This window comes from Mameliella sp. AT18 (assembly GCF_028807275.1).
Lineage (GTDB): Bacteria > Pseudomonadota > Alphaproteobacteria > Rhodobacterales > Rhodobacteraceae > Antarctobacter > Antarctobacter albus.
In genome coordinates this window covers 1-10,732 of sequence record NZ_JARAMO010000262.1, presented here as the reverse complement: position 1 = coordinate 10,732, position 10,732 = coordinate 1, and the positions used below count along the sequence as shown (strand labels likewise).

Annotated in this window: 11 protein-coding genes; 2 read left to right on the top strand and 9 right to left on the bottom strand. The window is 63.8% G+C overall.

Translation table 11 applies throughout. The features are described 5' to 3' along the window. Positions 1 to 268 precede the first annotated feature (268 nt). Entirely contained in the window at positions 269 to 625 is a 357-nt protein-coding gene (gene uraH, locus PVW46_RS22025) for a hydroxyisourate hydrolase (protein ID WP_069210921.1), read from the top strand. Here the strand turns inward: uraH and PVW46_RS22020 are convergent. Then, positions 610 to 1,542 carry a LysR family transcriptional regulator gene (locus tag PVW46_RS22020; RefSeq protein ID WP_043137151.1) on the bottom strand — a complete coding sequence of 311 codons (933 nt, stop codon included), beginning with the start codon at positions 1,540 to 1,542 and terminating at the stop codon, positions 610 to 612. The two genes, uraH and PVW46_RS22020, sit on opposite strands and share 16 nt — an antisense overlap. 100 nt (positions 1,543 to 1,642) lie before the next feature. Between PVW46_RS22020 and PVW46_RS22015 the strand changes: the two genes are divergently transcribed. Next, positions 1,643 to 2,875 carry a urate hydroxylase PuuD gene (locus PVW46_RS22015; protein WP_069210922.1) on the top strand — a complete coding sequence of 411 codons (1,233 nt, stop codon included), beginning with the start codon at positions 1,643 to 1,645 and terminating at the stop codon, positions 2,873 to 2,875. A gap of 57 nt (positions 2,876 to 2,932) precedes the next feature. Here PVW46_RS22015 and PVW46_RS22010 read toward each other — a convergent pair whose 3' ends face one another. The 8 genes from PVW46_RS22010 to PVW46_RS21975 all read right to left on the bottom strand — a co-directional run bounded on the left by PVW46_RS22010 (position 2,933) and on the right by PVW46_RS21975 (position 10,302). Then, on the bottom strand, positions 2,933 to 4,156 hold the full coding sequence (locus PVW46_RS22010) for an NAD(P)/FAD-dependent oxidoreductase (protein WP_069210923.1): 1,224 nt from the start codon (positions 4,154 to 4,156) through the stop codon (positions 2,933 to 2,935). Between the two features lie 55 nt (positions 4,157 to 4,211). Beyond that, on the bottom strand, positions 4,212 to 4,664 hold the full coding sequence (gene cynS / locus PVW46_RS22005; RefSeq protein WP_069210924.1) for a cyanase: 453 nt from the start codon (positions 4,662 to 4,664) through the stop codon (positions 4,212 to 4,214). A 41-nt stretch (positions 4,665 to 4,705) separates the two neighbouring features. Beyond that, a complete protein-coding gene (locus tag PVW46_RS22000; RefSeq protein WP_069210925.1) occupies positions 4,706 to 5,563 on the bottom strand; it encodes a sulfurtransferase in 858 nt (285 codons plus the stop codon). Positions 5,564 to 5,653: 90 nt separating this feature from the next. Continuing rightward, positions 5,654 to 6,754 carry an acyl-CoA dehydrogenase family protein gene (locus tag PVW46_RS21995; protein ID WP_069210926.1) on the bottom strand — a complete coding sequence of 367 codons (1,101 nt, stop codon included), beginning with the start codon at positions 6,752 to 6,754 and terminating at the stop codon, positions 5,654 to 5,656. A gap of 86 nt (positions 6,755 to 6,840) precedes the next feature. Beyond that, positions 6,841 to 7,377: an OsmC family protein gene (locus PVW46_RS21990; protein ID WP_043137138.1), complete on the bottom strand. Its 537-nt coding sequence runs from the start codon at positions 7,375 to 7,377 to the stop codon at positions 6,841 to 6,843. A 31-nt stretch (positions 7,378 to 7,408) separates the two neighbouring features. Then, on the bottom strand, positions 7,409 to 8,230 hold the full coding sequence (locus tag PVW46_RS21985) for an ABC transporter permease (protein ID WP_198548528.1): 822 nt from the start codon (positions 8,228 to 8,230) through the stop codon (positions 7,409 to 7,411). Beyond that, positions 8,227 to 9,462, bottom strand: a complete 1,236-nt coding sequence (locus PVW46_RS21980; protein ID WP_069210928.1) for an ABC transporter substrate-binding protein — start codon at positions 9,460 to 9,462, stop codon at positions 8,227 to 8,229. Before PVW46_RS21980 ends, PVW46_RS21985 begins: the two co-directional genes overlap by 4 nt. A 36-nt stretch (positions 9,463 to 9,498) precedes the next feature. Further along, entirely contained in the window at positions 9,499 to 10,302 is an 804-nt protein-coding gene (locus PVW46_RS21975; RefSeq protein ID WP_139132393.1) for an ABC transporter ATP-binding protein, read from the bottom strand. Positions 10,303 to 10,732 lie beyond the last annotated feature (430 nt).

Genomic DNA, 10,732 nt, shown 5'->3' with positions numbered 1-10,732 from the left:
CAGTTCTCGCCGCCTTCCTCGTAGTTCAGAACGATCTGGACGGCGATCCTTGCGCCGCCGGGCCAGTTTGCGGCGGGTGGCGTCGCGCCATAGCCGGTCATGTCTCTTGGATAACGTGTCACATCTGCCCTCATCGAATTTGGGCATTTATAAACCAGAATAATCGGAGAGTTTTTCAAAAAGCGTTTGAAGGTGCCTTTAGCCCCGCAGGTTTTGCACCGGGCCGCGAACCCGCCCTATAAGACGTCAAGCAAGGGAGTTTGCAGCAATGGCCGGATACCTGACCACCCATGTTCTCGACACTGCGCGCGGGTGCCCCGCAGAGGGCATCACGATCGCCCTTTACCGGGTATCGGGAAGCTCGCACCGCAAGATCGCCGAGACCGTAACCAATGACGACGGCCGCACCGATGCGCCGATTCTTCCGGCCGAGCAATTCGAGACTGGTACCTACGAGCTGGTTTTCTTTGCGGGCGATTACCTGCGCCGCACCGGACAGGCAAATGACGAGATCCTGTTTCTGGATCAAGTTCCGATCCGCTTCGGCATGTCGGATCCCGACGCCCACTATCATGTCCCGCTGCTGCTGTCGCCTTTCGGCATGAGCACCTATCGCGGCAGCTGAACACGCTTTTCGGCGTCGCGGACGACGGCGCCGATGCGATCTATCACGAATTCCATGAACATCCGGGTCTTGGGGTCCTGCCTGCGCCGATGGGTGAACAGGCAGGCCATCTGGATGGGCTCCGGCGGCGTCTGCGTCGCGACGGGAACCAGCCGGCCCGCTTCGAGGTGATCCGCGACCTCGAAGATCGGTTTGAGCGCGATTCCATGCCCGCCCAGGGCCCAGTCGGTCAGAACGTCCCCGTCATCGGATTCGTAGCGGCCCGCGATCGGGAATTTCCGCACACCCTCCGGGGTCTTCAACCGCCATTGGAATTCCGTCGCGCCGGGAAAGCGCAGGTTCAGGCACTCGTGTCCCTTTTCCAGGATCTCGTCGCCGGTCATCGGTGTCCCGCGCGCCTCGAGGTAGGACGGCGCGGCGCAAAGCACCCTTTCGACATCTGAAATCTTGCGGATGCGCAGGTTGCTGTCCTCTGGCTGACCAAGAAAGAACGCCAGGTCCAGCCCCTCGGTCGTCAGGTCGACCTTGCGGTCGGTCAGGCGCAGCCGCACATTGACCTCCGGATAGGTCTCGAGGAAATCCGGCACCTGCGGCGCGATCAGCCGCCGCCCGACGCCCAGAGGCGCTGCCACGAACAGCGATCCTTTGGGATTTTCCGTGATGCTGACCACCTGCGCCTCGGCATTCTCGACTGATTCCAGGATCTCGCAAGCGCCGCTGTAGAAGGCCCGGCCATGTTCGGTGGGGGTCAGGCTGCGCGTGGTGCGCTGGAACAGCCGCACGCTGAGGTGTTCCTCAAGCTGGGAGATTCGCGAAGAGGTGACCGCAGGCGAAATCCGCAGGTCCCGACCCGCTGCCGACATGCTGCCAAGTTCATAGACACGCACAAAAGTTCGGATATTGTCGAGATAGGACATTGTTCTGCAATTTTTGATGCTGCTTGGTATTGAGCAGCGATACCAGAACAATTCTCATCCGCATAGTGTGCCGTGGATTCGACCCTTTAGGAGGCTTGCCATGTACGATCTGGCCATCATGTGGGATTGGGCGGCCTTTGCCGTCCGCTGGCTGCATGTCATCACCGCAATCGCCTGGATTGGCTCATCGTTCTACTTCATCGCGCTGGACTTGGGCCTGCGAAAGGTGCCGCATCTGCCCGTAGGCGCGCATGGCGAGGAATGGCAGGTCCACGGCGGCGGTTTCTATCACATCCAGAAATACCTGGTCGCGCCGGAACAGATGCCGGACCACCTGACCTGGTTCAAATGGGAAAGCTACGCCACCTGGCTGTCGGGCGCGGGTCTCTTGATGATCGTCTACTGGGTCGGCGGAGAGCTGTTCTTGCTGGATCCGACCAAGGCGGAATTGTCGCTGTGGCAGGGCATCCTGATCTCGGCCGCGACGATCGGTGTGGGCTGGCTGCTGTACGACTTCCTCTGCAAGTCGAAGCTGGGTGATTACCCGACCGCGATGATGCTGGTGCTGTTTGTCATCATCGTGGTGATGAGCTGGGGTCTCAACCAGGTGTTCACGGGCCGCGCCGCTCTGCTGCACCTGGGCGCCTTCACGGCAACGATCATGACGGCCAACGTGTTCTTCATCATCATGCCGAACCAGCGCGTCGTGGTGAAGGACCTGCAAGAGGGCCGGACCCCCGATCCCAAGTATGGCAAGATCGCCAAGCTGCGCTCGACACACAACAACTACCTGACCCTGCCGGTCATCTTCCTGATGCTGTCGAACCACTACCCGCTGGCCTTCGGCACCGACTACGCCTGGATCATCGCCAGTCTCGTGTTCCTGATGGGGGTGACGATCCGGCACTACTTCAACTCGATGCACGCCCGCAAAGGCCAGCCGAACTGGACCTGGGCCGTCACGGTGATCCTCTTCATCGTTATCGCCTGGCTGTCGACCGCGCCGATGCTGGACACCTACGACGAGGCAGAGGCACGCCCGCTGTCGCCCTACGAACAGCAATTCGCCTCGGCCGAGGGGTTCTCGGATGCCTATGACGTGGTGCTGGGCAACTGCTCGATGTGCCATTCGCGCGAACCCGTCTGGGAGGGTGTGCTCTGGCCGCCCAAGGGCGTGGTGCTGGAGACGGAGTCCGACGTGGCCCGCCATGCCAAGCAGATCTTCCTTCAGTCCGGGGTGAGTCACGCGATGCCGCCGCCCAACGCGATCTCGACGATGGATGCGGAAAGCCGGGCCACCATCATTGCTTGGTATCGCGACGCGACGCGCTAAGGCGCAAGGAATGACGGCAACACCCCGGGCAGGACTTCCTGCCCGGGGTGTTGCCGTTCATGTGGCGGGGATAAGGGCCAGGTCCTTGAGCGGTACGCTCGTGTCGGCCACGGCCTTGGGCAGGGGGGACTTGCCACTCTCGATCAGGCGTTTGCCGGTCATGTAGGCGCGCGGGTCGTTCATCGCGTCCACGGCCAGCAGTTCGGAGCCGCGATAGTACCAGTGACTTTGCGTACCCGGCTTGTCCCCGGGGCGCGTGACGACCCGGTCATAGCCGGTGTTCAACCCGGCGATCTGCAGCTTGGTCGCGTATTGATCCGACCAGAACCAGGGTTTGGCGACGTAAGGGTGCGGCTGTCCCAGCATCGCGGCGGCGACGGCCTCGGCCTGGTCGATGGCATTGGGCACGCTTTCCAGCCGGATGCGGCGATCCTTCCAGGGGAAGGAACAGCAATCCCCGGCGGCATAGATGCCCTCGGCGCTGGTGCGGCCCATATCATCCACCGCGATCCCGTTGTCGATGGTCAGACCCGCCGCCTCGGCCAGAGCCGTGGCGGGGCGCACGCCGATGCCGCAAATGACGAAATCGACCTCCAGCGTGCTGCCGTTGGACAGCCTGGCGGAGAGGGTGTCCCCGCGTTGGTTCAGGCCGTCCAGCCCGCAGCCTTCGCGGATATCGACGCCATGCGCGGCATGGAGGGCCTTGATCCAGGTGGCGGTTTCGGCGCAGGCCACGCGCGCAAGGATACGCGGCGCCGTTTCCACAAGCGTCACCTGCACGCCCTGCTGCGCCGCGACCGCCGCCGCCTCCAGCCCGACGTAGCCACCGCCGACAATTAGTGCGCGGCGCCCGGCGCGGAATTCATGCGCTGCGGCATCGGCATCGGCCAGGCTGCGCATGGTGTAGACGCCAGGCAGGTCGCCGCCAATGGCACCGGGCAGGCGCATCGGGTCGGCGCCGGTGGTCAGGGCGATCCTGTCGGCGGTGATCTCGCGGCCATCTGCCAGGCGCAGGCGCCGGGTCTTGGCGTCCAGTGACGCCACTCTGGTATCGGTGAAAAGGTCGATCTCCTGCTCGGCGTAGAAACTCTCGGGCCGCAGAAAGAGCCGGTCGAGTGCCATCTCGCCCAGCATGTATTTCTTGGACAAGGGCGGGCGCTGGTAGGGCGCGACGGGTTCGGCGCCGAAGAGCGACAGCCGCCCGTCATAGCCAAGCGCGCGAAGCTTCGCGGCCAGCGCCGCGCCTGCCTGGCCGGCGCCGATGATGGCGAAATGGGTCATTGGGGAAGGTCCTGTTGGCGGCGGCGGGCACGGCAAGGCGCGCCCGCCAGCAGGGTCAGTACATCTTGTAGGGCAGGAACTTGCCGTCGAGGATGACCTTCACGCGGTCGCCCTTGGGGTCCTCGGTGCGCGAAATGTCCATCGTGAAGTCGATGGCCGACATGATCCCGTCACCGAATTCCTCTTCGATCAGCGCCTTCATCGTGGTGCCATAGACGGCCACGACCTCGTACAGGCGATAGATCAGCGGGTCGGCGGGGACCTGCGTCGGGATCGAGCCACGGTAGGGCACCATCATCAAGAGCGCCATTTCCTCGTCGGAAAAGTTCAGCCCCAGCGCGTTGCCGGCCTTTTCGACCTGCTCCCTGGTCATGGACAGCTGGCCCATCAGCGCGGCGGTCACCCATTCCTTGGACTGGCCGACCTCCTTGGCCACGTCGGCCCATTTCACGCCGGTGAATGTCTTGTGCGCGATGATCTTCTCGGTCAGTTCGGCGCGGGTTGTCATGGTTTCAGTCTCCGTTCTTGTCAGGGGGTGGAAAAACCGGGTCAGGCGGGGAAGGGCAGGCCTTCCTCGATCGGCAGGGCGGGATCGCGGGACCATTCGTTCCAGGATCCGAAGTACAGCGCGACATCCTTCACCCCGGCCTCCTTGAGGGCCAGGAAGGTGTTCGAGGCGCGCGCGCCCTTGAAACAGTAGAGCTTGACCGGCGTGTCCGGGGTGATCCCCACGGTGGCGCATTCGGCCAGCACCTCGTCACGGGATTTCATCATCGGGCCGTCGGCGCCCGGCTTCATCATGCGGTACCATTCGATCCAGACGGCGCCGGGGATGCGGCCCTTGCGTGGGCAGAAGTCGACGCCGTAAGGCGAAGAGGATGTGCCGATCCATTCGTCGATGTCGCGCACGTCGAGGATCACGGCATCCTCCTCCGCCAGCGCGGCCTTCATGTCGTCGAGATCCATCATGATCTCGGCGGCGGACTCGTCGATTTCGAACCCGCCAGGTGTGGGCGCGACGGTTTCGGTCGAGACGGGCAGGCCGGCGGCGTCCCAGGCGGCATAGCCGCCGTGCAGGACCTTGATCCTGGGGTATCCCAGGTAGGACAGCAGGAAGAACCCGCGGCAGGACTGGCCGAAGCCGGTGTTCATCGAGGCCTCGTAGATGACCGCGGTCTTTGTCCCGTCCAGCCCGGCGGCGCCGAATTCGGCCGCGAACTTGTCGCGCAGAGTGGCCATGCCCTCGGCGTCCGATGTGGCGAGGTAGGTAAAGATGTCGTGCATGTTCACCGCGCCTTCGATGTGGCCCGCGGCAAAGCTTTCGGGGTCGCGGGTGTCGATCAGGACGATGTTGCCGCCCGTCATGAGGGTCTGCAGTTCGGCAGGTGAGATCAGTGCGCTTTCCATGAGATCAGTCCTTTCCAGTTGGCAAAGTGAGTGGGTGCGGCGGCCTGCATCGGGACGCCGTCGTTCATGGGTCGTCAGCTTGGGTGCGGATCAGGTGTCGAGTGTGGCCAGCATCTTGCGCAGGTGTTTGGTGGCCGGTGTCACGATGGCCACGAAATAGGCCTCGCGCAGGCGGCGCTGCGCCTCACCGCCGGAGACATAGCCGCGTGCACCGCTGTGCAGCATGGCGTAATGCGCGGCCTCGACCGCCAGTTCGCCGCCGGTCAGGCGTGCCTGCAACACGCGTTTCCAGAAGGCGTCCGAGAGGTCATAGGGGGTCTTGCAAAGCTCCAGAACTTCGGTGACCAGCGCGTCGTATTCGGCCTCCAGATCGTCCGCACCTTTTTCGAGATACTGGTTCACATGGCCCAGCGGCCCTTCCATCTTCCGGATCAGTTCAATCGAGCTGCGGATCATGCCCGCGGCCATCCCGCATTGCAGCAGGACGAAGCCGCCGCGTATGCGCTTGATGAATGCGGGTGCGGGGTCGCCGATCACCTGTTCGTCGGGGATGAACACGTCGCGGAACATCACCTGGCAGGTGGCGGTCCCGCCCATCGCGACGAAATCGTGGTCCAGCTTCAACTTCACGCCCTTGGCCTCGTCGGCGTGGGCAATGGCCATGACGGTCTTGTCCTCGCCTTCGACCGAGAACATCACGCCGAACCAGCCATCGGCCGAGAGGTTCGACACCCAGGGCAGCACGCCCTTGACGCGATAGCCGCCCTCGACACGGACCGCCTTGAGCTTGAGCTTTTCGATCTCGGCGATTGCCTTCATCGGGTTCGACATCCCGGTGCCGCCGAGGATCTCGCCTGTGGCGACCCTGGGCAGGATGTTTTCCTTCAGCCAGGCATTTTCGGATGAGGAGATGTACCACCCCAGCGCGTCCTGGCACCAGATGCAGAACCCGGTTGAGAGGCAGATCTCCGAGGCCCGCGCCATCGCCAGCACCGAGGGTCCCAGGTCGCAGGGCGCGTCGGGCCCGGCAAGGTGGGTGCCATAGGCGCCGGTGCCGCCCATCGCGCGCATGATCGCTTCGGGATAGGTCTTTTCATCGTCGATCGTGCGGACCATCGAGGTGAGGTCGCTGGCGGCGATCTGGTCCACCGCGTTCAGGTCGACGGTCGTAACGGGAGTCGCGATATTCATGGCGGGCTGTCCTTGAAACTGTGGCAATAGGGGCAGGCCCGTCCCGGCCGCGCGTCGCGCGGCGCGCATCCGGGACAGGCGGTGGATCACATGGTTTCGGCGACCATGTTGACCGGGCGCGAGAAGGTGTTGAACACCGGCGACCACTGGATCACGTGCTGGACAAGGGCGTCGATTTCCTCCTGCGGGCAGTCGGCTTCCATGTCGACCTTGATGCGAACGTCGGTGAACCCCACCGGCTTTTCGCTGGTGTCGCCCGTGCCCCAGACGGCGGTGATGTTCAGATCGCCTTCCAGTTGCAGTTCAAGTTTCTGGACGGTGATGCCACGGGCAACTGCATTGGCATGCAGGCCGACGGCGACACAGGATCCAAGCGCGGCCAGCGAGGCCTCAGAGGGGTTGGGCGCGGTGTCGTCGCCCAGAAGGGCCGGCGGTTCGTCCACGATGTAGGGTTCGAGGTCACGGATATAGTTGGCGTGGCGGAACTTGCCTTCGGCCACTGTCTTGCAGGTCAGTGTCTTGACGGCCTGGGGGTTTTCCTTGCCCTTGGCGATCAGCCCGTCGAGGCCGGTCTTGTCGATGGGGGCCAGGCAGCCTGTCAGGACGGTTGCGGGTTCAGACATGGGGTCTCTCCTCTGGTTGTCTGTCTTGGGGTCAGTGCGCGGTGTCGCGCACCCAGTTGAATTTCTTGATCGCCAGCATGCACAGCCAGTCGAGCGCGAAGCCGATGACGCCGATCACCACGACGACGGCGGCCAGCCGCGAGTAGTCCAGCGTGTCGCGGGCATCGTTGATCGCGTAGCCAAGCCCCGAGGTGACGCCGAGGTATTCCGCCGGCACCAACACCACCCAGGCGACGCCCAAGGCCAGCCGCAGGCCGGTCAGGATGTCGACGGCGATGGCGGGCAGGATCACCACGAACAGCATGTGGAACGGGTTGGCGCCGAGGTTGCGCGCCACCTTGAGCCAGCTGGGGTCGATCCGGCGCACGCCCGCAGCGGTCGAGAACAGGATCGGCCAGATCGCCGCCACCGCGATCAGGAAGACGATGGCGCCGTCCCAGGTGTCGTAGGCCATGACCGCAATGGGCATCCAGGACAGCGGAGAGATCATCCGCAGGAACTGGAACGGGACGTTGGTGATCTCGCGCAGGAAGGGGATGCGCCCGATGGCGATGCCCACGGGCACGCCGATGGCGGCCGCGATCCCCATGCCATAGCCCACGCGATAGAGCGAGGGCCCCGACATCTGCCAGACTTCGCCCGAGGTGACGATGTCCTGCAGCGCGGCCAGTGTGGGTGCCGGGGCGAAATCGGCAAAGGCGAACATGTCGGGATCGTTCGCCACCGCCAGGCCGCCGAGCCACCACAGCAGCATCAGCGCAGCGATGCCCAGGGCCGCATTTGCGATGCCCCGCAGCCGGCCCAGCCGGGGCAGGCGGAAACCGCCTGCCGGGGTGTCGGGGATCGCGGTCACAGCTTCAGGACCTCGTCCCGGTTGAACGGGTCGCCCGCGTTGACCGAGGGATCGTTCTGCCATTCCGGGTACTTGTCCAGCGCGGCCTTGACGAATTCGTAGTTCACGAGGTCGTCGGCGACATGCTGCGGGTCCAGATCGGCCAGGAAGGTCGCGTCACCGGAAACGACGGTCTTGTTCATCTCCTCGACGATCAGCTTGGTCGCCGAAGGATAGGGCCAGGGCTGAAAGTCGATGCGGCCGTTCTGCCAGTCGGCGACGTGCTTGTTGGCGCCGATTGTGGTGTAATCCTCGTCGTCGTAATGCGTCATGGCGCGGGTCACGACCGGCGCGGGCGCGGGCAGGTAGCCCCAGCCGTCCTTGGACAGCAGGCCCGCGACTTCGGCCTTGTTCTGGCTGGAATAGATCGCGCCCCGGACCACGGCGTTCATCACCTTCTGGGTCCACTCGCGTTTCTTTTCGGTCACCTCCTCGTGCATGCAGACGACGCAGCAGGGATGGTTCTTCCAAATATCGCCGGTAAAGCGCAGCATCCGCGCGCCGGCCTTCAGCTCTCCCAGCGCATTGAACGGCTCGGCCACGATGTAGGCGTCGATCTTGCGCGCGGCCAGCGCCGGCGGCATCTCTGGTGGCGGCAGGACCTGCAGGTTGCACTCATTGGCGGCCAGCGGTTCGCCCTGGGCCTTGATGACCGGGGTCACACCGGACTCGCGCAGCGCGTATTGCAGCACGACGTTGTGCATCGAATACCAGAAGGGCACCGCCACCTGCTTGCCGCCAAGCTGGCTGAAATCGGTGATGTCCGTATGCCGCCCCACCACCAGGCCAGAGCCGTTGGTGTGCGCCCAGGACATGATCTTGACCGGGAAATTGTTGTTGTAGCGCATCCAGACCGGGATCGGCTTGAGGAAGTGCACCAAGTTGAACTTGTTGGCGGCAAAGCCTTCGATCAGGGGCGACCAGCCGCGGATCAGCGTCGGCTTTTCGCTCTCCAGCCCTTCGTCCTCGAAATAGCCCATGCCGTGCGCCACCAGCAGTGCGGTGGCATCGGTGATCGGCAGGTAACCGATGCGCACGACCTCGTCCTCCTGCGCGTAGGACATGCTGGGCATCCCGCCCAGCATCGTGGCCAGCGAGGCAAACAGCCCGCCCTTGGCCAGCATGTCCAGCGTTTGGCGCCGGCTGAAGTCGGAGGCGAAGTATTCTTCGTCGTCCCAGGTGTCTTTGGTCATGATCTCAGGTCCTCTCTGGCGGATCTTCGGTCTGTGTCAGGTCAGCGGGGTGGTCGCGTCGCCGTGGGCGACATCGGTGTAAAGCTGCATCATCCGGGCCTGTTCGCGCTGGAACGCCTCCGAGCCCGTGCTGCGCGCCGCGTCCTCCAGCGGGATAGCGACGTCGTGGGCAACGCGGCCCGGGTTGGCGTCCAGCACCAGCACGCGGTCGGCCATCAGCACGGCCTCGGACACGTCATGCGTGACCAGCACCATCGTGATGCCCAGCGTCCTGGCGATGTCGCGGACGTCGCGTTGCAGGCTGCGCCGGGTAAAGGCGTCGAGCGCCGAAAACGGTTCGTCCAGCAGCAGCATCTGGGGGCTGGTGGCCAGGCTGCGGGCCAGGGCCACGCGCTGCTGTTGTCCGCCGGACAGGTCCTGCACGTTGCGGCCGGCAAAGCTGGTTAGGTCGACGAGTTCCAGCACGTCGGGGATGCGGGTGGCGATCTCGCGGCTGCGCCGGGCGAATTTCAGTCCCAGGGCGGCGTTCTGCGCGACCGTCATCCAGGGATAGAGCGACGGGGCCTGGAACATCATCACCCATCGGGGGCTGGGGCCGCGCACCTCGTTTCCGTTGATGGCAACCTCGCCCGTGCTGGGGTGCGACAGGCCCGCCAGCATGTGCAGCAGGGTCGATTTTCCGCATCCGGACCGGCCCAGCAGCGCCACGACCTCGCCTTGGCGGATTTCGAAATCGAGGTCCTGCAATACGGGGCCATCGGCGCGCCTGTAGGTATGCGACAGGCCGCGGACGGCGACATGGGCGCCACGCACGGGTTTGACCGCAGGTGCCTTGGGCATTTTGGGGGCGCCGCTCGCCGTCTTGAACCGTGTCACAACCATCGCTTTCTCATTTTCAAATTTCGAACGAACCGTTCTGTCTGATTTCAGCAGCGCCCGGGCTGAACGGTCAACGCTGCGCAGCAGAAAAACACCGAGATATTCAGACGGGTGAATTTTTGGACAGGAATTCAGGTAGACTGCCCGTATTCGGGCTAAGGCAATTTTAAATTGGATAAAAACGCGGAATTTTTGAGCGGATCGTACGAGTGATGAGGCTGTTAAGGCGGTTTCTCAGGGGCGTTTCTACGGGAATCACCCAGTTGCCGAGAAAAGAACCTCTCTTGCAAAGTCAGTGTAGAATCGGACTGATCTGTCTTGTTTTTTGCCTCTGGATGCGGGACACCAATATAGGGCCTGCCCGTTAGTGTCCTAGGACGTGGTGTAATTT

Coding starts and splice junctions, on each gene's coding strand:
- PVW46_RS21980 (WP_069210928.1), bottom strand. CDS start 9,462: ATGACCAAAGACACCTGGGACGACGAAGAATACTTCGCCTCCGACTTC.
- PVW46_RS22010 (WP_069210923.1), bottom strand. CDS start 4,156: ATGACCCATTTCGCCATCATCGGCGCCGGCCAGGCAGGCGCGGCGCTG.
- PVW46_RS21975 (WP_139132393.1), bottom strand. CDS start 10,302: ATGCCCAAGGCACCTGCGGTCAAACCCGTGCGTGGCGCCCATGTCGCC.
- PVW46_RS21990 (WP_043137138.1), bottom strand. CDS start 7,377: ATGTCTGAACCCGCAACCGTCCTGACAGGCTGCCTGGCCCCCATCGAC.
- uraH (WP_069210921.1), top strand. CDS start 269: ATGGCCGGATACCTGACCACCCATGTTCTCGACACTGCGCGCGGGTGC.
- PVW46_RS21995 (WP_069210926.1), bottom strand. CDS start 6,754: ATGAATATCGCGACTCCCGTTACGACCGTCGACCTGAACGCGGTGGAC.
- cynS (WP_069210924.1), bottom strand. CDS start 4,664: ATGACAACCCGCGCCGAACTGACCGAGAAGATCATCGCGCACAAGACA.
- PVW46_RS22015 (WP_069210922.1), top strand. CDS start 1,643: ATGTACGATCTGGCCATCATGTGGGATTGGGCGGCCTTTGCCGTCCGC.
- PVW46_RS22020 (WP_043137151.1), bottom strand. CDS start 1,542: ATGTCCTATCTCGACAATATCCGAACTTTTGTGCGTGTCTATGAACTT.
- PVW46_RS22000 (WP_069210925.1), bottom strand. CDS start 5,563: ATGGAAAGCGCACTGATCTCACCTGCCGAACTGCAGACCCTCATGACG.